This window comes from Vibrio sp. ED004 (assembly GCF_023206395.1).
Classification (GTDB): Bacteria; Pseudomonadota; Gammaproteobacteria; order Enterobacterales; family Vibrionaceae; genus Vibrio.
Window position 1 is genome coordinate 1,687,058 of sequence record NZ_CP066149.1, and the last position, 21,523, is coordinate 1,708,580.

A 21,523-nucleotide genomic window follows, 5' to 3' on the forward strand; every position below is an offset into this window, starting at 1 on the left:
TATAAGGATTTAAGCAATGCCAATCTATCGTTCAGCAACGACTACCCACGGACGCAACATGGCTGGTGCGCGCGCTTTATGGCGTGCAACTGGCGTTAAAGATGATGACTTCGGTAAGCCAATCATCGCGGTCGTAAACTCTTTCACCCAATTCGTACCAGGCCACGTTCACCTTAAAGATATGGGTCAATTGGTTGCAGGTGAAATCGAGAAAGCGGGCGGTATCGCTAAAGAATTCAACACCATCGCTGTAGATGATGGTATCGCAATGGGTCACGGCGGCATGCTGTACTCACTGCCATCACGTGAGCTGATCGCAGACTCAGTAGAGTACATGGTGAATGCTCACTGTGCGGATGCGATGGTGTGTATCTCTAACTGTGACAAAATCACTCCGGGAATGATGATGGCTGCAATGCGCCTTAACATCCCAGTGATCTTTGTTTCTGGCGGCCCAATGGAAGCGGGTAAAACCAAGCTTTCAGATCAAATCATCAAGCTAGACCTTGTTGACGCAATGATTCAAGGTGCCGATCCAACGATTTCAGATGAGCAAAGTGAGCAAGTAGAGCGCTCTGCATGTCCAACATGTGGTTCTTGTTCAGGCATGTTCACGGCTAACTCAATGAACTGTCTAACTGAAGCGCTTGGCCTATCTCAGCCTGGTAACGGTTCTATGCTAGCAACCCACGCTGACCGTGAAGAGCTATTTATCAATGCTGGTAAGCGCATCGTTGACCTAACTAAGCGTTACTACGAGCAAGACGACGAATCAGCACTGCCACGCAACATTGCTAACCGTGCAGCCTTTGAAAACGCGATGGCACTGGATATCGCGATGGGCGGCTCTAGTAACACCGTTCTTCACCTATTAGCTTCAGCTCAAGAAGGTGAGATTGATTTTGATATGGGCGATATCGACGAGATGTCTCGCCGCGTTCCACACCTATGTAAGGTTGCTCCTTCAACACCTAAATACCACATGGAAGACGTTCACCGTGCTGGTGGCGTAATGGCTATCCTAGGTGAGCTTGATCGTGCAGGTCTACTGAACAACCAAACTCGCACCGTTCTTGGTCTAAGCATGCAAGAGCAGCTAGCTCAATACGACATCATGCAGACAGAAGATGAAGCCGTGCTTAAGTTCTTCCGCGCTGGCCCTGCTGGTATCCGTACCACCAGAGCTTTCTCACAAGATTGTCGTTGGGATCGTCTTGATGACGACCGCAAAGAAGGTTGTATCCGTACCAAAGAGAACGCATTCAGCCAAGAAGGCGGCCTAGCAGTTCTTTCGGGGAACATCGCAGTTGATGGCTGTATCGTTAAGACGGCAGGTGTTGATGAAGAGAACCTGAAATTCCAAGGCCCAGCTATCGTATTTGAAAGCCAAGACAGTGCTGTTGATGGCATCTTAGGTGGCAAAGTGAAAGCGGGCGAAGTGGTTGTAATTCGTTACGAAGGTCCTAAAGGTGGTCCGGGCATGCAAGAAATGCTTTACCCAACCACTTACCTAAAATCAATGGGCCTAGGCAAGTCGTGTGCACTACTGACTGATGGTCGTTTCTCTGGTGGTACTTCGGGTCTGTCTATCGGTCACGCTTCTCCAGAAGCAGCAAGTGGCGGTGTGATTGGTCTAGTAAATACTGGCGACATCATCACTATCGACATCCCTAGCCGTTCTATCACACTTGATGTGCCTGAAGCTGAACTTGAAGCGCGTCGTGTTAAGCAAGATGCACTAGGCTGGAAACCAGAAAACCGTCAGCGTGAAGTTTCATTCGCACTGAAAGCTTACGCAAGCATGGCAACCAGTGCCGACAAAGGCGCCGTGCGTGATAAGTCTAAGCTAGAGGGCTAGTCTATGAGTGATGACACGGTCAGTCCCGTAAAACAAACTGGCGCAGATTACCTGCGTCAGATCCTGAGAGCGCCAGTTTACGAAGCGGCAATAGTGACTCCTCTGCAAGAGATGCCTCGCTTAAGTACTCGTATTGGTAATCAGGTTCAGCTAAAGCGAGAAGACCGTCAGCCGGTCCACTCGTTCAAGCTACGTGGTGCCTACAACATGGTATCAAGCCTTTCAGAGCAACAGAAAGCTGCCGGTGTGATTGCTGCATCGGCGGGTAACCACGCTCAAGGTATGGCGCTGTCCGGTTCTAAACTTGGTATTCAAACCACGATTGTGATGCCGAAAACCACACCAGACATCAAGGTTGATGCGGTACGTGGCTTTGGCGGTAACGTGGTTCTGCACGGCAGCAACTTTGATGAAGCTAAGGCAGAGGCTGAACGCCTTTCTGCTGAACACGGCTACACCTTTGTACCTCCATTCGATCACCCATTAGTGATCGCTGGGCAAGGTACCATGGGTATGGAGATGCTTCAGCAGAATGGTCACATGGATTATATCTTTGTGCCTGTCGGTGGTGGTGGCTTAGCTGCGGGTGTTGCTGTACTGGTTAAACAGTTGATGCCAGAAATCAAAGTCATCGCGGTTGAACCAGAAGACTCATCTTGCTTGAAAGCAGCGCTGGATGCTGGTGAACCAGTGGTTCTTGACCAAGTCAGTATGTTTGCCGATGGCGTCGCGGTTAAGCGCATTGGTGAAGAGACATTCCGCTTATGTCAGCAGTACATTGATGGCCACATTGCGGTGTCTAGCGATGAGATCTGCTCGGCGGTGAAAGACATCTTTGAAGATACTCGTGCGATTGCTGAACCTTCGGGAGCGCTTGCTCTGGCTGGCTTGAAAAAGTTTGCTGAGCAGAACCAACTGCAAGGCAAGCAACTGGCGACGGTACTGTCTGGTGCTAACACCAACTTCCACGGTCTGCGCTATGTGTCTGAACGTTGTGAACTAGGTGAGAAACGCGAAGGTTTGCTTGCGGTGACTATCCCTGAGCGACAAGGTGCGTTCCTAGAGTTCTGCAATATTATTGGCGGCCGAGCGGTGACGGAGTTTAACTACCGCCACAACGACGAAAGCCTAGCGAATATCTTCGTTGGTGTGCGTCTGCAAGGTGGTCAGGAAGAGCTTGAGCACATCATCAATGACCTGCGTGACGGCGGCTACCCGGTCGTCGACCTTTCTGATGATGAGATGGCAAAACTGCACATTCGTTACATGATTGGCGGCAAACCATCAAAACCATTGAAAGAACGCCTATACAGCTTTGAGTTTCCGGAATACCCAGGTGCCTTGATTAAGTTCCTTGATACCTTAGGTACCCACTGGAACATAAGCCTGTTCAACTATCGTAACCACGGTGCCGATTATGGTCGCGTATTGTGTGGCTTCGAACTTGGCGATGATGATTTAGCTCAGTTCTCAACACATTTACGAGAGCTTGGTTATCAGTGTAAAGATGAAACCGATAACCCTTCTTACAAGTTCTTCTTGTCTTAAGAATTAAGCTATCGAACCAAAAAGAGCGAGTTTTTACTCGCTCTTTTTATTGGTGCCCATTCAAACCAAGCACCCAAAAGATCACTTTTAAATGGATCATTAGATCGCCTTGCGATGATCCAACCAATCTTGATGAAGTTGTTCACTTGATCCTAGGTACTTCACCATCCATTCGATCAACTTATGATTATCGTCTTTTCGCCAAACCAAACAACAATGACTCTGCGGGCTCGGTTCAGGCAGTATTTTCTCCACCAGCAAGCCTTGCTCGATAATAGGTGCAGCAATGTGTCTTGGCATATAACCCACCCCTACTCCATTTTTAAGACATTCAATCGCGCTATACCAGTTGGGTAACAACAGGCGTCTTTGATTTGAGTAGTGGCCAGTGTGTCGCTTAGGGAGCACACTAGAGGTATCGTCCAAACATATCGCGGGATATTGGCTAACAAACTCTTCATTGAGGTTTTGCTCTCGCACACACGGATGACTTGGCGACATTACAAACGCCCAATCTAACCGTCCCATATCTTTAACCTCAAAGTCGCCACCAACCGGAATCGCAGAGGTTGCGCCAATCACGATATCCGCTCTGCCCTGTGCTATCGCTTCCCAAGAGCCGTTGAACACCTCCATGTTGATCTGGAGCTCTGCAAACTCAAAGGTTTGGTAGAACTCTTCAATCATCGGCTTCATCTTATCGAGCTTAACCACGTTATCGAGCGTTAGGCGCAAGGTTTTCTTCCAACCACGAGCCGCGCGGCGAGTCTGGGCACTGACCTCTTCCATCTGTCTCAACAACGCACGAGCCTCTTCAATGAACAACTCACCAGCAGGTGTCAGCTCAACCTTTCTCGGTAACCGTCTGAAAAGTAGAACATCCAGTTCTTGCTCAACCTGTCTAACACCGTAGCTGATCGCAGACGGTACTTTGTGCAACTGTTCAGCAGCTGCGGTAAAACTACCCAAGCGAGCCACAGTATCGAGCATTTCTAAAGAGGATTTAGAGAACATAAGCCTTCAAATTTTTTGATTGATAACTACATATTTTAGCGTTTTATTTTATCAGATCTGAAAAATAGAATGTCAGCATAAATAAACAGGGGCTTTAACTTCTGTATATCAAACAATTTTTTTGATGACAAAAACATCACTACCTTTAGCTTAATGGCATCTTATGAATATTTCTAAATTTCAATTGGTCTACCTTGCAGTTCTTTCAATGCTTGGCTTTATTGCGACCGATATGTACCTTCCTGCATTTAAGGCAATGGAAGTTGATTTCGCAACCGGCCCGGAGCAGATTGCTCTATCTCTAACCGTATTCCTTGGCGGTATGGCAATGGGTCAGCTTCTTTGGGGTCTGGCAAGTGACAAGTATGGTCACCGCAATACGCTGGCGGTTGGTCTTGTAATCTTTACGGCAGCTTCATTCGGCTTAGCATTCAGCACCGAGGTATGGCACCTACTGACACTACGATTCATTCAAGCAATCGGTGTATGTGCTCCGGCGGTAATCTGGCAAGCCATGGTTATCAAGCGTTACTCACAAAGCAGTAGCCAGCAAATTTTTGCAACCATCATGCCTTTGGTCGCACTATCTCCTGCACTAGCACCTCAGCTAGGTGTTTTACTTGCGGATAGCTTTGGCTGGCATAGTATCTTCATCACATTAACCTTGATGGGTGCACTGCTAGTGGCGACAACAATGGCTCAGCCAAAAGAAGCGCCTGAAGTAAAGCAGACATCGATTAAGACAGACATCAAGATGTTGCTTAAATCAAAACCTTACATGGGTAATGTTTTAATGTTTGCTTCGGCATCTGCGGCGTTCTTCGCTTACCTAACGGGTATGCCAGAGATCATGGCTCAACTAGGTTATGAAGCAAAAGACATCGGCCTAAGTTTCATCCCACAAACAATCGCATTCATGGCGGGTGGTTACTTCGGTAAGCAAGCGGTGAATAAGTATGGCGATAGTATTGTACTAAGAAACCTTATTGGTTTGTTCAGCGTATCAGCGATGCTTATCTTTATCGCATCACAGTGGGAACTGACTTCCATCTGGCCTCTACTTGCGCCTTTCTGTTTGATTGCTGTAGCAAATGGTGCACTTTACCCAATCGTAGTTAACCGTGCCCTATCAAGCGCTAAACAGAGCCCAGCAACAGCTGCTGGTCTACAAAACAGCCTGCAAATCAGCATCAGTGGCTTATCAAGTGCATTGGTAGCGGCAATGGCTAGCCAAGCATTAAGCGCAACAGGTATCGCAGTTGTGATTTGTTTGGGTGCATTGTGGGTTGGCTACATTGTTTCGAACAAAGAGCTTTCAGAACACTTCGCTACGCCAGACAACTCTCGAGTAGTAGCAGACGAGAAACAAGACTAGTTCCTCGTTTAACGAAAACAAAAAAGAGCGAGGTTACTCGCTCTTTTTTTATATCTAAATTCAGTCTCAGTTTAAGACAATTTCGAAGCAGCTTCACCGTCGACAATTTCTAACGCTGGCGCTTTATGGCGGCTATATTCATCATAGTTAACCACTCGGCTGCGGCCCATGTCTTTCGCCATGTACAAAGCGTTATCGGCCATCTTAACCAAAGACTCGGTATCAGAGGCTGGCTTAGGGTAAGTAGCTACACCTATCGAAACACCCAACTGACCTAATGACAAACCTTTATGTTCAAGGTGCATCGAACGCACAGCATCACACAAGGTTTGACCAAACTCAGTCGCTTCTTGCATTGAATAATGTGGAAGCAGTACCGCCAACTCCTCACCACCTAATCGGCAAGCAATCTCATCTTCACTGACGCTCTGTTTAAGTAGCGCACTGATCTCCTTTAATACGAAATCACCTGCATCATGACCAAAGTTGTCATTAAAACGTTTGAAGTGATCCAAATCGAGCATCAATAGCGATAATGGCTGTTCGCTGGTGGCCGAATTCATTGAGTGCTCTTCCAGTTTCTGCTCAAAGAAACGACGGTTGAATAAGCCAGTAAGAGGGTCGCTCAATGCTTGTGAGCGAAGCTTCTCTTGTAAGCTCAAGTTAGCTAATGCTAAGCCTAAATGCTCTGAAACACTGAAGGCTAATTGCTCGGTAATGGGATCAATCTTGATGTCACCAACACCGAAATAAAGGTGCATGATGCCGATGGTGTTGCCATGTGCCGTCAACGGAATACACAAGGTTTGGTTGTTTTCCATCTCATGCATGTGACCACAGGTTAACGAGTGGAAATCATCATTCGATTGATGTGCACGTCCTTTACGCAGTGACCAACACTCTTCTGGAGCAAAGCTCGCGCTTCCCGGCCAAGTCTCTCCCCAATCGAGCTGAGTGATCAACTGGTTACGCGATGCACGCATCAAAGAAACACTGCCGTTCACGTTACCGAGAATTCGCGGCAAGATATCCGAAACGATCTGTTGTGCCTCGACCATGTTATTACATGCGGCAAGCATATTCGCGAGGCGGTGCATCAACTCGATTTCATGGGTTCGTTGGCGAATGCGCTCGTCTTGCTTTTTCTGTTCTTCTTCCACTCGATGAACAATTTGGCGATTGCTCACGTATGAGGTGCCAATCAAGAAGCTCAAACTCAACACAACCATACCAACCAGAATCCCCATCAATTGGAAGTTCATCTGTTTCAGTTGATGCATCGGTGAAGAGATAACGATAACGAAACTGCTACCGTTCATGGATTCTTTATGGGAGTAATAGATACGATCAACCGAAGTGACCGTACTAAAACGCACGTCACTGCCGAAGCCTGTTTTTAGAGCTTGTTGAAATTCAGGTCGATCGCTGTGGTTTTCAACGCCTGCAAGCGCATGATCAGAAAGGTCCGTATCCCCAATCACAACACCATCAGGATTAATAACCTGAATTCTTAATCGTGTACTAGCTTGGGTAAGATTACCAATATAATCATCAACATCTACGCCTTCCGAGAATAAACGACTATCTTCACGGACCTCGAACACGACATCTGACATCAAAGAGACAAGATGATCACGCTCATTTTCAACAACCAACTTTTCCAGCGTTACATAAAAGCCATAGAGACCTATTAACATTGAAAAAGACAAAATAATGATCGGCAATGTTTGCCATTTCTTTTCAACCAATATCACCGTACATCAACCCATTTATACCGAACCACAGCCCGAATATTAACAATCTATTAAAAAAATACAATTGCCAAATTGATTATTTTGTTAGCAGTGAGTGGCCGATACAAAAAAGCCAGTAGCGATGCTACTGGCTTTCATAAAAATATATTTTGAACGTTAGAGTTTACTTCTTAGTTGGACGTTTCCAATCAGCAATCTTACGTTCTTTCGCACGGCTGATAACCAACTCATTTTCAGAAACATCACGTGTTACTGTAGAGCCAGCACCAACAGTTGCACCATTACCAATCGTAACAGGCGCGATTAATTGACTATCTGAACCAACGAATACGTCGTCGCCAATGATGGTCTTAAACTTATTCGCACCATCGTAGTTACAAGTAATTGCACCCGCACCCACGTTTACACGCTGACCAATTTCAGCATCGCCTAAATACGTTAAATGATTCGCTTTAGAACCTTCACCAAGGCGAGTGTTCTTTACTTCAACAAAGTTACCAACGTGCGAATCGTTACGCATGTCTGCACCTGGACGTAGGCGAGTAAATGGACCAACCGTACAGTCTTCACCGACCGTTGCGCCTTCAATTACGCTGTATGGGCGAATGATGGTGTTATCATCAATCTCACAGTCTTTCAACACGCAGCCGGTACCGATAACCACGTTATCACCAATGCTTACGCTGCCTTCGATGATAACGTTGGTATCGATTTCAACGTCCATACCACATTGCAGTTCGCCACGTAGATCAAAGCGGCTAGGATCGCGTAACATAACGCCCTGCTTCAATAATTTGTCAGCTTGTTCTGCTTGGTAAGCACGCTCTAGACGAGCCAGTTGAGAGCGGTCGTTAACACCTTCTACTTCAATTGGGCTTACTGGGTGCACAGCTTCAACCGCACGACCTTCATCGTGAGCGGCTGCGATAACGTCAGTCAGGTAATATTCACCCTGTGCGTTGTCGTTGCTTAAACCAGACAACCAACGCTTCAGATCACCACCAGTCGCCACCATAACGCCAGTATTGATCTCTTTGATAAGCTTCTGCTCATCCGTTGCATCTTTCTGCTCAACGATAGCCACAACAGGTCCATTACGACGAATAATGCGACCGTATCCCATTGGGTTGTCTAGCACGACCGTAAGTAGCGCGATACCACCGTTTGGTTGAGCGTCTAATAGGTTTTCAATGGTTTCAGGTGAAATCAGTGGAACATCACCGTATAGCACCAATACTTTTTCATCATCAGCGAAATGTGCAGATGCTTGATCCACAGCGTGGCCTGTACCCAGCTGCTCAGCTTGCAGTGCCCAATTTACAGATTCTTCAGCTAGAGTAGCCTTCATCTGATCACCACCGTGGCCGTAAACCAGGTTGATATTTTGAGCGCCTAAACCATTACATGTATCGATAACATGCTTCACCATTGGCTTACCTGCAAGCGTATGCAGAACCTTTGGTGTGTTTGAATACATGCGAGTGCCTTTGCCCGCCGCGAGAATTACCGCGCTAAACTTCATTGTAAACCTATCCAACGTTATTTTTATTAAGCCGATATTGTAACCGTTTTTGGCCAAAAAATTAAATCGCAATAACCATTTAACCAGTAGTGATACGTAAAAGAGGCATTTTTGAGAATCTAGAAATGCAAAAAGGCGACCCTTAGGTCGCCTTTATCTCAGAGTCTATAATCTTATAAAAGATTAACGACGCTGTTTTGTCAGTTCGATAACTCGTAACTGAGCAATGGCTTTAGCCAGTTCACCGGCCGCTTGTGCGAAGTCTATGTCGCCATGCTGATTTTGGATATTCTCCACAGCCTTGCGTTTAGCTTCTTCCGCCTTTGCTGCGTCTAGCTCTTCACCACGGATAGCTGTATCAGCCAGTACAGTCGCTGTACCAGGCTGAACTTCTACCATACCACCAGAAACATAAATGATTTCTTCGTGGCCGTGCTGCTTAACAATACGCACCATACCAGGCTTGATAGCGGTCAGCAGTGGAGTATGACCATGGAAAATACCAAGCTCACCCTCACTACCGGTCACCTGAAACGTCTCAACAAGGCCTGAGAAAATTTGTTTCTCTGCACTTACAACGTCTAGGTGAAAGGTTATTGCTGCCATATCGCCTCCTAGTTAGCCTTATAGCTTCTTAGCATTCTCGATAGCTTCGTCAATTGCACCACAGTACATGAACGCTTGCTCTGGAATGTCATCGTATTCACCAGATAGAAGACCTTGGAAGCCACGTAGAGTCTCTTTAAGAGGTACGTAAACGCCTGGGTCACCTGTAAATACTTCCGCTACGTGGTAAGGCTGAGTTAGGAACTTCTCAATCTTACGAGCACGAGATACAACTTGCTTATCTTCTTCAGATAGCTCGTCCATACCTAGGATAGCAATGATATCTTTCAGCTCTTTATAGCGCTGAAGAGTAGACTGAACGCCACGAGCGATATCGTAGTGCTCTTGTCCAACTACCAATGGATCCAGTTGACGTGAAGTAGAATCTAGCGGGTCGATCGCTGGGTATAGACCCATAGATGCGATGTTACGGTTAAGTACAACCGTTGCATCCAAGTGAGCGAACGTTGTTGCTGGAGACGGGTCAGTCAAGTCATCCGCTGGTACGTATACCGCCTGTACAGACGTGATAGAACCAGATTTAGTTGACGTGATACGCTCTTGTAGAACACCCATTTCTTCAGCTAGTGTAGGTTGGTAACCTACCGCAGAAGGCATACGACCTAGAAGTGCTGATACTTCAGTACCTGCTAGTGTGTAACGGTAGATGTTATCAACGAACAGTAGAACGTCACGACCTTCGTCACGGAAGCGCTCTGCCATTGTTAGACCAGTCAGTGCAACACGTAGACGGTTACCTGGTGGCTCGTTCATCTGACCGTAAACCATCGCTACTTTTGATTCTTCAGGTTTTTCAACGTTTACAACGCCAGCTTCCTGCATCTCAAAGTAGAAATCGTTACCTTCACGAGTACGCTCACCTACACCTGCAAATACAGATAGGCCTGAGTGTTGAAGTGCGATGTTGTTGATAAGTTCCATCATGTTAACGGTCTTACCTACACCAGCACCACCGAATAGACCGATTTTACCACCCTTAGCGAATGGACAAATCAAGTCGATTACTTTAACACCAGTTTCTAGAAGAGCTGTCTCGTTAGACTGCTCTTCGTAGCTTGGAGCTTCACGGTGAATTGCGTAATGCTCTTCAGCACCGATTTCACCACACTCATCAATCGCGTCACCTAGGACGTTCATGATACGACCCAATGTCTTAGTACCTACTGGTACTGAGATTGGAGCGCCAGTATTTTCAACTGTCAAACCACGACGTAAACCATCAGAGCTACCCATTACGATTGCGCGAACTACGCCACCGCCAAGTTGTTGCTGAACTTCAAGAACTAGACGTTCTTGTACTTCATTAACATTCAGAGCGTCGTATACACGAGGTACTTCACCCTGTGGGAACTCTACGTCGACTACCGCACCGATGATCTGTACGATCTTACCTGTAGCCATCGTTAATCCTCTAACTATTTAGTTTTACCTAAGCTTAAACCGCAGCTGCGCCTGAAACGATCTCAGAAAGTTCTTGTGTAATCGCCGCTTGACGCGCTTTGTTGTACACAAGTTCTAAGTCATCAATAATGTCACCAGCGTTATCTGTTGCTGATTTCATAGCAATCATTCGAGCCGCTTGCTCACAAGCAAGGTTCTCGACCACACCTTGATATACTTGAGATTCGACGTAGCGAACCAGTAGTGCATCTAGTAGTGGTTTTGGCTCAGGCTCATAAATGTAGTCCCAAGCATGATCGCGTTTCATGTCTTCGCTGTCTGATTTAGGCAAAGGAAGTAATTGATCGATCGTTGGTTCTTGTACCATAGTGTTTTCAAACTTGTTGAACACTACGAACAGGCGATCTAATTCGCCTTCATCATATTTCTTCAGCATAACGCTTACAGAGCCAATCAAGTCTTCAAGGCTTGGGCGATCGCCCAGACCAGAAACTTGAGCTGCTACTTTCGCGCCGCTGTTGTTGAAAAATGCTGTTGCTTTAGAACCTACAATTGCAAGCTCCACATCAGCACCTTTCTCAGACCAATCTTTCATGTCGTTCATGGCTTTCTTGAACAGATTAATGTTCAAACCACCACAAAGACCACGGTCTGTAGAAACGATGATGTAACCAACACGTTTGGCTTCACGTTCCTCAAGATAAGGATGCTTATACTCGAGGCTACCATTAGCCAAATGACCGATCACTTTACGCATTGTTTCTGCATATGGACGAGTAGCTTCCATTGCGTCTTGAGAACGACGCATTTTTGAAGCTGCTACCATTTCCATTGCTTTCGTAATCTTCTGTGTGCTTTTAACACTACCGATTTTATTACGTATCTCTTTTGCGCCGGCCATCGTTACTCTCCGTTAATGGTATGAGGTGGCCCTAAGACCACCCACCAATTACCAGGTCTGGGTTGCCTTGAAATCGTCAACAAGCTTCTTCAGCTCAGCTTCGATTTCTTTATTGAAAGCACCCGTTGTGTCGATCTGTGTTGCTAGATCGGCATATTGACCACGAGCAAACGACAGTAAAGCAGCTTCAAAGTCTAGAACTTTAGAAAGTTCAACGTCTTGAAGGTATCCACGCTCTGCAGCGAAGATTACTAGAGCTTGGTCAAATACAGACATAGGAGCGTATTGCTTCTGCTTCATCAGTTCTGTAACTTTTTGACCGTGGTCTAGCTGCTTCTTAGTCGCTTCATCAAGATCCGATGAGAACTGTGCAAATGCTGCAAGTTCACGGTATTGAGCTAGTGCAGTACGGATACCGCCAGATAGCTTCTTGATGATTTTAGTCTGCGCCGAACCACCTACACGAGAAACTGAGATACCTGGGTCAACAGCTGGACGTACGCCCGCGTTGAATAGCTCAGTTTGTAGGAAGATCTGACCATCAGTAATCGAGATTACGTTCGTTGGTACGAATGCAGATACGTCACCAGCTTGCGTTTCGATGATAGGAAGAGCAGTTAAAGAACCAGTCTTGCCTTTCACTTCGCCGTTAGTGAACTTCTCTACGTATACTTCGCTTACACGAGCAGCACGCTCTAGTAGACGAGAGTGAAGGTAGAAAACATCACCTGGGAACGCTTCACGACCTGGTGGACGCTTAAGTAGTAGCGAGATTTGACGGTAAGCTACAGCTTGCTTAGATAGATCATCGTAAACAATCAGTGCATCTTCACCGCGATCACGGAAGTATTCACCCATCGCACAACCTGCGTATGGCGCTAGGTATTGTAGCGCTGCAGATTCAGAAGCCGATGCAACAACAACAACAGTGTTTGCTAGTGCGCCGTGCTCTTCTAGTTTGCGAACTACGTTAGCAATAGTCGACGCTTTTTGGCCGATAGCTACGTAGATAGAGAAAATACCAGAATCTTTTTGGTTAATAATCGCATCGATCGCCATTGCTGTTTTACCAGTCTGACGGTCACCGATTACTAGTTCACGTTGACCACGACCGATAGGGATCATTGAGTCAACTGACTTGTAACCAGTTTGAACAGGTTGATCTACCGATTTACGGTCGATTACACCTGGTGCGATAATTTCTACAGGCGAAGTTAGTTTCGCTTCGATAGGACCTTTACCATCAATTGGCTCACCTAGTGTGTTTACAACACGACCAAGCATTTCTGGACCTACTGGTACTTCTAGAATACGACCAGTACCTGTAACTTTCATGCCTTCCTGTAGGTCAGCATATGGGCCCATTACAACAGCACCAACCGAATCACGGTTCAAGTTAAGTGCTAGCGCGTAACGGCCACCCGGTAGTTCAATCATTTCACCTTGCATCACGTCCGCTAGGCCGTGAATGCTAAGGATGCCATCGCTTACCGAAACGATAGTACCTTCATTGCGAGCTTCACTAACAACGTCGAAAGATTCAATACGTTGTTTAATTAGATCGCTAATTTCAGTGGAATTAAGTTGCATGCTCCAATCCCCATTAAGACTGCAATGCATCGCTCAGGCGGTCTAAACGACTGCGCGCTGAGTTATCGATGACTAGGTCTCCGGCTCGAATAATAACTCCACTAAGTAGAGTCTCATCTATACTGCAATTCAGCTGAACTTTGCGCGCTAGGCGCTGTTCCAATTTGCTGCTGATATCTGCGCGTTGTTCTTCAGAAAGTTCAACGGCTGAAGTCACTTCAACGTCGATCTCTTTCTCATACTCTTTTTTGAGTATAAAGAACTCTTTGCAAACATCAGGAAAAGCCATTAAACGGCCATTCTCTGCCATCACTTTAATTAAGTTCTGACCGAATTCATCAAATTGTTCGCCACAAATTACAATGAATACTTCAGCTAATTTTTCAGCAGTCATAGAACCGCTTAATAAATTATGAACATCATCATTTTGTGCCACTTCGGCAGCAAAAGTAAGCATCTGACCCCATTGGTCGAGCTCACCTTTATCTACCGCAAAGTCAAACGCTGCTTTAGCATAGGGGCGTGCGATTGTAGTCAAATCAGACATATACAGCCCCTTGCTTTAAAGTTTTGCAGTAATGTTGTTAAGAAGATCATCGTGTACATCTTTATCGATAGTACGTTCAAGGATTTTCTCAGCACCAGCTATAGCCAGAGTTGCGACTTGTTTGCGCAGGTCATCACGGGCACGTGTGCGCTCAGCTTCAATTTCTGCTTCAGCTTGCGCTAAGATCTTCTGGCGTTCTGCCTGAGCCTCTTCGCGAGCTTCATCAATAATTTGAGCTTTACGTTTGTTTGCCTGTTCAATAACCTCAGTTGCAGTGCGCTTTGCTTCTTTCATTTGCTCAGAAGCGTTGGCTTGTGCCAGGTTCAAGTCTTTAGCAGCGCGTTCAGCGGCTACTAGACCGTCAGCAATTTTCTTCTGACGCTCTTCAATTGCTTGCATAATTGGTGGCCATACATATTTCATGCAGAACCAAACAAAAAGTGAAAAAGCAATTGCTTGACCTAACAGAGTTGCGTTCATATTCACAACAGCTACCCCTCGTTAAGAATCAACTACAAAAATTTAATTAACTATTGAGAGTTAATTAGCCTGCTAGTTGACCTACAAATGGGTTAGCAAACGTGAATAGTAGTGCGATTACGATACCGATCATTGGAACAGCATCCAGTAGACCAGCGATGATGAACATCTTAACTTGTAGCATTGGAGCCATTTCAGGTTGACGCGCAGCGCCTTCTAGGAATTTACCACCAAGAATAGCAAAACCAATTGCAGTACCTACGGCACAAAGACCAACAATAATAGCAACAGCGATTGCTGAAAAACTTAGTACAGTTTCCATTTACGTTCTCCGATTAACATTAATAGTTAGAATAAAGCTTAAAAATTTTTTTAGTGATCACTATCTTCATGAGCCATTGATAAGTAAACGATTGTCAACATCATGAAAACAAACGCTTGAATCAAAATAACCAAGATATGGAAGATAGCCCAAGGTAGTGCACCTACCCATTGTAAGTACCACGGTAGCATTGCCGCGATAAGAATAAACACCACCTCACCCGCAAACATATTACCAAATAAACGCATACCTAGAGATAGTGGCTTCGCTAATAACGAAATTACCTCAAGTACCAAGTTAAATGGAATCATGATTGGGTGATTAAATGGATGCAGTGCCAATTCTTTAGCAAATCCGCCTAGGCCTTTCACTTTGATGCTGTAGTAGATCATCAGAGCAAAAACACCCAAAGCCATTGCCATGGTTATATTTACATCAGCTGTAGGAACCACTTTCAAGTAAGGGATACCTAGCCAATGCTCTGCAGGATATGGTAAGAAATCGATAGGCACTAAGTCCATCAAGTTCATTAAGATAATCCAGCAGAATATAGTCAGTGCTAGTGGGGCAATCAGAGGGTTGCGGCCATGGAAAGTTTCTTTAACGTTGTCGCCAACGAATTCCACTACCATTTCAACAAAACACTGAAGCTTACCAGGTACACCTACTGTTGCTTTCTTAGCGACTGAGCGAAAAACCCAAAGGAATAACATCCCTGTCAACACCGAAAAAAACAGACTGTCTATATGTACGTTCCAGAAACTTGTCTCCTCTACAAGACCAAACTTAGCTAAAGAAAGGTTTTGTAAGTGGTGCTCAATGTATCCGGATGCTGTTGGCGCAGCCATAACTCATCCTATTTTTTATTGTTAATGAAAAGCACTGGCGCAAAGATATTAATACCTAGAACCAGTAAATAGGTCAGTTTGAGGGGAACTAATTCCACCTGCATATACATGTAGACAATAGAGAATAGTAGAACTGTGATAAGGATTTTTAGCGCTTCGCCTGCATAGAACGACGCCGCAACCAACTTAGTTGCGCGAGCTCCACAAAATAGGAAAGCACACACACAAAAAACTACATTCGCGATGACAAAAATACCGCCACCGATTAATGCAGCAAAACCCCAATCAGGATTAACAGCTAAACCTAACCCTATCGCCACTAATATAACCGCGCTAAGCTCGATCAATAACATTTGCTTTGCAAGCACTCGTCCTGGTCTTGCTAACGCCGCTACCATGTATTCGTTCCTCTTTTAAGCCTTCTTTACTACTCGCTTAAAAGCGTGCTGAGAAATTGGCGAAAATTATACGTTCAGCCAAATTGATTGCAATAACAATGCAGCAATCATTTACATTTTTGTATACAAACCTACAACTTTTGTACGAAATTACTTGTTTATTACATAATTGACCTAAATCAATTATCTCATTTAGTACTCTAGTTTAGCAATAAGTTGCTCTAATTTGTGAGGCTCATCAAGAGTAATTGTCACTTTTGACTTACCGCTAACAGAACGAGTAACTGAAACGTTTGCTTGCAATTTTTCCGTGAGTCTTCGTGAAAGTTCGATAGCTTCTGTATCTTCAGGCTTCGATTCAGGTTCAACGTCTGGTTTTAAGCACTTTTTGACAAGTTGCTCAGTTTGACGCACGGTCATTTTTTTGGTTGCCGCAGTATTTGCAGCTTCAACCTGGGTATCACCCTCTAGCGCAAGCAGTGCTCGAGCATGCCCCATTTCCAGTTGTTTATTGGAAACTAAACCTTTTACTTCATTTTCGAGCTGATTTAGACGTAATAAGTTACTGACCGTCGCTCTCGATTTACCGATCACATCAGCGACTTGTTGGTGCGTTAGTTCAAATTCGTTCTGTAGACGCTCTAGCGCTTGTGATTCTTCGATAACATTCAGGTCTTCACGCTGAATATTCTCGATCAATGCCATCGCAATCGCGGCTTTATCTTCCACTCGCTTGATCAGACATGGCACTTGTTTTAGGCCTGCTTGACGAGCCGCTCTCCAACGACGCTCACCAGCGATGATCTCAAACTGGTCGTGCGCTAAAGGACGTACTACGATTGGCTGAATAATGCCTTGAGACTGGATTGAAGCGGCTAGTTCTTCTAACGCTTCAGGCGCAATATCCTTACGCGGTTGATAAACACCTGGCTTCAAGCAACCAACAGCCAATTCTGTTAGCTCTCCATCTGCAGACAACGCCTGACTATGAGAAGCAACTTGCTGTTTTTCACGAGCCAACGAGCTAGTTGCAAGCAATGCATCTAGCCCCTTTCCTAAACCACGCTTAGACATTGAGCGAATTCCTTTGGTTAGACCTATACTGGGACTTCTTCACGACGCAACATTTCGCCTGCCAGAGCAAGATATGCTTTAGCACCTGCGGAATATTTGTCGTAGTACATTGCTGGCTTGCCATGACTTGGCGCTTCTGCCAGACGCACATTTCTAGGGATCACAGTTCGGTAGACTTTGCTACCGAAGTGTTTTTTGAGTTGATCAGATACTTCGTTCGATAAGCGGTTTCGAGGGTCATACATAGTACGCAGAAGACCTTCGATCTTCAGGTTCTCATTAACAACCGCAGCGAGCTTACTGATGGTATCCATCAACGCAGTCAAACCTTCCAGAGCAAAGTATTCACATTGCATTGGAACTAACACGGAGTCGGCCGCAGCCATCGCGTTAATTGTAAGAAGATTTAGAGAAGGTGGGCAATCAATAAAGATGAAATCATAATTATCGCGAATGGATGCCAGTGCATTCTTAAGGCGAACTTCGCGAGCAAAGACCTCCATCAGCTTGATTTCTGCCGCAGTAACATCACCGTTAGCGGCGATGAGGTCGTAATTGCCGGATGTACTTCGACAAACTACCTCATCAAATGGGGTGTCTTCAACCAACAAATCGTAAGCAGTTGCTTCAACTTGATATTTGTCGACACCGCTCGCCATAGTGGCATTACCTTGAGGATCGAGGTCAACAACCAATATCTTGCGTTTTGTCGCCGCCATTGATGCTGCTAAATTAATGCAAGTTGTTGTTTTTCCTACGCCGCCCTTCTGGTTGGCAATTGCTACGATTCTACCCACTATGGCCTCGCTGATTATCCCTGACGCGATAAAGTTACTAGATGACGCTCTCCATCAAGCTCTGGCACTTGCAAAGCTTTAATGCCTGTCACTGAACACCATTCAGGTAACAGGTCGATTTCATCTCTAGGATGTTGTCCCTTAAGAGCCAAAAATACACCGGATTGCTCTTTAGGTAAATGGTGACACCACTCTACCATGTCTGTCATTGATGCAAATGCACGACTGAGCACTGCATCAAACTTTTCTTCAGGTTGAAACTCTTCAACACGACTTTGAACCGGCACAACGTTGTCGATACCCAGCTCATGAATCACCTGTTTGATAAAACGAATACGCTTACCCAGGCTATCTAGCAAGTAAAACTCGCAGTCAGGATTCATGATTGAGAGCGGAATCCCAGGAAGACCAGGGCCAGTGCCAACGTCAATAAAGCGCTTACCTTGTAAGTGAGTGCTAACAATGATGCTATCTAAGATATGTTTCACCATCATTTCTAGCGGATCACGAACTGACGTTAGGTTGTACGCCTTGTTCCACTTATTGAGCAACTCAACGTAGCCAACCAATTGGCCTCGTTGTTTTTCAGATACTTCTAATTCAGTCTGGCCAATCAGGTGATCCAGTTTCTCGCGTAATGCGCTCATTATGCTTCCTCACCTTTTTTTAATAGGCCGTGCTTTTTCAGGTAAACCAATAAGATTGAGATTGCTGCAGGTGTGATACCTGAAATACGAGAAGCAATACCAATAGAGTCTGGTTTAGTAGTTGTCAGTTTTAGAACCACTTCGTTAGAAAGCCCTTTCACCTCGCTGTAATCGATATCAGCAGGCAGTTTGGTGTTTTCATGACGCAGTGATTTTTCGATTTCGTCTTGTTGGCGCTGAATGTAACCTTCGTACTTCACTTGGATCTCAACTTGCTCAGACGCTTGTTGATCTTCCAATGCAGGGCCAAAACGATCCAATGCGGTGAGCTGTGAATAAGTCATTTCAGGACGACGAAGAAGATCTTCACCACTCGCTTCGCGAGACATTGGTGTTTTTAGGATCTGGTTTAATGCACCGATGTCCTCAGACTTTGGATTAATCCAAGTTTCTTTCAGACGTTGACGCTCCTTCTCCATGCTGTCCATTTTTTCGTTGAAACGGGCCCAACGCGCATCGTCAACAAGGCCAAGTTCACGAGACTTCTCAGTCAATCGGATATCAGCGTTATCTTCGCGAAGCAACAGACGGTATTCCGCACGAGACGTAAACATACGGTAAGGTTCTTTGGTGCCCATTGTTGATAGGTCATCAATAAGAACGCCCATGTAAGCTTGGTCACGACGTGGACTCCAGCCTTCTTTGCCTTGCGTAAACAAACTCGCATTCAGGCCGGCCATTAAGCCTTGTGCCGCTGCTTCTTCGTAACCCGTTGTACCGTTGATCTGACCAGCAAAGAACAGACCCTTGATAAACTTGGTTTCGTAAGTCAGCTTAAGATCGCGAGGGTCAAAGAAATCGTACTCAATCGCATAGCCTGGGCGAACGATATGAGCATTTTCAAAGCCCTTCATAGAGCGAACGATTTGAACCTGTACATCAAACGGCAGACTGGTTGAGATACCGTTCGGGTATAGCTCATGTGTCGTTAGACCTTCAGGCTCAATAAAGATTTGGTGGCTGTTCTTGTCAGCAAAACGCATCACTTTGTCTTCAATCGAAGGACAGTAACGAGGGCCAATACCTTCAATCACACCCGCGTACATTGGGCTGCGATCAAGATTGGCACGAATAACGTCGTGTGTATTCTCGTTGGTATGCGTGATGTAACACGGGATTTGACGAGGCTGTTGTGCTCGGCTACCCATGAACGAGAAAACAGGGGTTGGATTATCACCGTGCTGAACTTCAAGCTCAGAAAAATCAACGCTTCGTGCATCGATACGTGGCGGTGTACCTGTTTTCAGGCGATCAACTCGGAATGGAAGATCACGAAGACGGTCAGCCAGTGCGATCGATGGTGGATCACCCGCACGACCACCTGAAGAACTCTCCATACCAATATGGATCTTTCCGCCTAGGAATGTGCCTACAGTCAATACCACAGCATCAGCGCGGAACTTAAGGCCCATCTGTGTCACCACACCCACCACTTGATCCTGTTCAACGATCAAATCATCAACCGACTGTTGGAACAAAGTCAGGTTTGGTGTGTTTTCAAGAACGTTACGAACAAACGCTTTGTAAAGCGCGCGGTCAGCTTGTGCACGAGTTGCACGAACCGCAGGGCCTTTTGATGCGTTCAATGTTCTGAACTGAATACCTGCATGATCAATAGCTTGCGCCATTAATCCACCCATTGCATCGACCTCTTTTACCAAGTGGCCCTTACCAATCCCGCCAATGGCTGGGTTACAAGACATTTGTCCTAATGTATCGATATTATGAGTAAGTAATAACGTACTTTGACCAGTACGTGCAGATGCGAGTGCGGCTTCCGTTCCTGCATGGCCACCACCAACAACGATGACGTCAAATTTTTCGTGATAAAGCATGAACCGACCTCAGGTATTCAAACGTTTTCTAGACTGATAAAAAGGAGCGATATTCTACCTGTTTTAATAGCCTGAGAAAACGTTTTTGGAATTTTTCGAGAAAGCTGTTTTTAATTAATATAGATAAGATCTTTAAGGAGATCTTTTATTAGATCTATTATTAGGATCGAGGTGGTCTGTGGATAAGTCGGAAATGATCAACGAGATCATGGATCTTTTTTGGATCAAATGATGTGATCTAACTTTGATCAGGATGAGGATTAGCTGGGATCAAAATGGCTACTTATTAACAGGGGTAAATTGGCTTAAAACTTGTTATTTGGATAACTATAGGTTAATCACCGTATATGTATGATCTTATCCACAGATAAAATCGAAAATAAATCGCTTATTTTCGATTTTTTTGAAAAAAGTTATTCACAATCACGATATTTGGAGCCAAAAAAAGCGGCATAAGCCGCTTCTGGGAAGAAAGGAGAGGTTAAAACTGGTCGCTATGATCGTTAAACCAGGCTTCTGCAGCATCTTCAGGTACCGGAGTTTCCAATACATCGATGGTAAAACACGCTGAAATCGGTTTTGCACCGAGGTTTTCCAGTTGGTTGTGGACGGATTTCCCAGCTAAACAGAAGGTATCGTAGCTTGAATCGCCAAGCGCCACGACAGCAAAGCGAACTTGGTTTAAGTCTGGAGAGTGTTGGGTTAATGCGTCAATAAAAGGCTTAATATTGTCTGGAAACTCACCCGCACCATGAGTTGAAGTCACCAATAACCAAAAGCCTTGTTGTGGAATATCATCGTACTCAGGCTGATTATGTAGGGTGATCTCATGACCTTGTTCTTCAAGAAGATCATTAAGGTGATCGCCAACGTATTCGGCGCCGCCTAGGGTGCTGCCTGTAATAATGTGGATCATTAAACTGTC

General features: G+C 45.3%; 20 protein-coding genes. 3 read left to right on the plus strand and 17 right to left on the minus strand.

Translation table 11 applies throughout. The features are described from left to right. Positions 1–16: 16 nt before the first annotated feature. Entirely contained in the window at positions 17–1,858 is a 1,842-nt protein-coding gene (gene ilvD / locus ITG10_RS07625; protein WP_017631544.1) for a dihydroxy-acid dehydratase, read from the plus strand. A gap of 3 nt (positions 1,859–1,861) precedes the next feature. Beyond that, positions 1,862–3,406 carry a threonine ammonia-lyase, biosynthetic gene (gene ilvA, locus ITG10_RS07630; protein ID WP_017631545.1) on the plus strand — a complete coding sequence of 515 codons (1,545 nt, stop codon included), beginning with the start codon at positions 1,862–1,864 and terminating at the stop codon, positions 3,404–3,406. 99 nt (positions 3,407–3,505) lie between these two features. On the opposite strand, the gene punR is transcribed toward ilvA, so the two are convergent. After that, entirely contained in the window at positions 3,506–4,420 is a 915-nt protein-coding gene (gene punR, locus ITG10_RS07635) for a DNA-binding transcriptional activator PunR (RefSeq protein WP_017058788.1), read from the minus strand. 163 nt (positions 4,421–4,583) lie between these two features. Between punR and punC the strand changes: the two genes are divergently transcribed. Continuing rightward, entirely contained in the window at positions 4,584–5,795 is a 1,212-nt protein-coding gene (gene punC, locus ITG10_RS07640) for a purine nucleoside transporter PunC (RefSeq protein ID WP_017631546.1), read from the plus strand. Between the two features lie 71 nt (positions 5,796–5,866). Here punC and ITG10_RS07645 read toward each other — a convergent pair whose 3' ends face one another. From ITG10_RS07645 to mioC, 16 genes are all read right to left on the minus strand, one after another. Next, complete coding sequence (locus ITG10_RS07645) at positions 5,867–7,492, minus strand: sensor domain-containing diguanylate cyclase (protein WP_128644386.1); 1,626 nt, start codon at positions 7,490–7,492, stop codon at positions 5,867–5,869. A 220-nt stretch (positions 7,493–7,712) separates the two neighbouring features. After that, entirely contained in the window at positions 7,713–9,071 is a 1,359-nt protein-coding gene (gene glmU, locus ITG10_RS07650; RefSeq protein WP_017631548.1) for a bifunctional UDP-N-acetylglucosamine diphosphorylase/glucosamine-1-phosphate N-acetyltransferase GlmU, read from the minus strand. Between the two features lie 183 nt (positions 9,072–9,254). Beyond that, a complete protein-coding gene (locus ITG10_RS07655; protein ID WP_004735742.1) occupies positions 9,255–9,677 on the minus strand; it encodes a F0F1 ATP synthase subunit epsilon in 423 nt (140 codons plus the stop codon). An 18-nt stretch (positions 9,678–9,695) separates the two neighbouring features. After that, entirely contained in the window at positions 9,696–11,099 is a 1,404-nt protein-coding gene (gene atpD, locus ITG10_RS07660) for a F0F1 ATP synthase subunit beta (protein ID WP_019825544.1), read from the minus strand. Between the two features lie 34 nt (positions 11,100–11,133). Further along, positions 11,134–12,000, minus strand: a complete 867-nt coding sequence (gene atpG, locus ITG10_RS07665; RefSeq protein ID WP_017058793.1) for a F0F1 ATP synthase subunit gamma — start codon at positions 11,998–12,000, stop codon at positions 11,134–11,136. 48 nt (positions 12,001–12,048) lie between these two features. Next, positions 12,049–13,590, minus strand: coding sequence for a F0F1 ATP synthase subunit alpha (gene atpA, locus ITG10_RS07670; RefSeq protein WP_017632647.1), 1,542 nt, complete (start codon positions 13,588–13,590; stop codon positions 12,049–12,051). Positions 13,591–13,603: 13 nt separating this feature from the next. Further along, the gene (gene atpH / locus ITG10_RS07675; RefSeq protein ID WP_017632648.1) at positions 13,604–14,137 is read right to left on the minus strand and encodes a F0F1 ATP synthase subunit delta; all 534 of its coding nucleotides are present in this window, start codon (positions 14,135–14,137) and stop codon (positions 13,604–13,606) included. A 15-nt stretch (positions 14,138–14,152) separates the two neighbouring features. Next, positions 14,153–14,623 carry a F0F1 ATP synthase subunit B gene (gene atpF, locus ITG10_RS07680; protein ID WP_128644429.1) on the minus strand — a complete coding sequence of 157 codons (471 nt, stop codon included), beginning with the start codon at positions 14,621–14,623 and terminating at the stop codon, positions 14,153–14,155. A gap of 58 nt (positions 14,624–14,681) precedes the next feature. Continuing rightward, complete coding sequence (atpE, locus tag ITG10_RS07685; RefSeq protein WP_004411110.1) at positions 14,682–14,939, minus strand: F0F1 ATP synthase subunit C; 258 nt, start codon at positions 14,937–14,939, stop codon at positions 14,682–14,684. Positions 14,940–14,989: 50 nt separating this feature from the next. Further along, a complete protein-coding gene (gene atpB, locus ITG10_RS07690; RefSeq protein ID WP_017632650.1) occupies positions 14,990–15,787 on the minus strand; it encodes a F0F1 ATP synthase subunit A in 798 nt (265 codons plus the stop codon). Between the two features lie 8 nt (positions 15,788–15,795). Further along, positions 15,796–16,185, minus strand: a complete 390-nt coding sequence (locus ITG10_RS07695; protein WP_017632651.1) for a F0F1 ATP synthase subunit I — start codon at positions 16,183–16,185, stop codon at positions 15,796–15,798. A gap of 192 nt (positions 16,186–16,377) precedes the next feature. After that, positions 16,378–17,259 (minus strand): ParB/RepB/Spo0J family partition protein, encoded by an 882-nt coding sequence (locus ITG10_RS07700; protein ID WP_017632652.1) that lies wholly within the window; start codon positions 17,257–17,259, stop codon positions 16,378–16,380. A 23-nt stretch (positions 17,260–17,282) separates the two neighbouring features. Continuing rightward, positions 17,283–18,056, minus strand: coding sequence for a ParA family protein (locus ITG10_RS07705; RefSeq protein ID WP_026084427.1), 774 nt, complete (start codon positions 18,054–18,056; stop codon positions 17,283–17,285). Positions 18,057–18,070: 14 nt separating this feature from the next. Then, a complete protein-coding gene (gene rsmG / locus ITG10_RS07710) occupies positions 18,071–18,703 on the minus strand; it encodes a 16S rRNA (guanine(527)-N(7))-methyltransferase RsmG (RefSeq protein ID WP_017632654.1) in 633 nt (210 codons plus the stop codon). Beyond that, the gene (gene mnmG / locus ITG10_RS07715; RefSeq protein WP_017632655.1) at positions 18,703–20,598 is read right to left on the minus strand and encodes a tRNA uridine-5-carboxymethylaminomethyl(34) synthesis enzyme MnmG; all 1,896 of its coding nucleotides are present in this window, start codon (positions 20,596–20,598) and stop codon (positions 18,703–18,705) included. The genes rsmG and mnmG overlap by 1 nt, the downstream gene beginning before the upstream one ends. 481 nt (positions 20,599–21,079) lie before the next feature. After that, positions 21,080–21,514 (minus strand): FMN-binding protein MioC, encoded by a 435-nt coding sequence (mioC, locus tag ITG10_RS07720; protein WP_017632656.1) that lies wholly within the window; start codon positions 21,512–21,514, stop codon positions 21,080–21,082. Between the last annotated feature and the right edge of the window lie 9 nt (positions 21,515–21,523).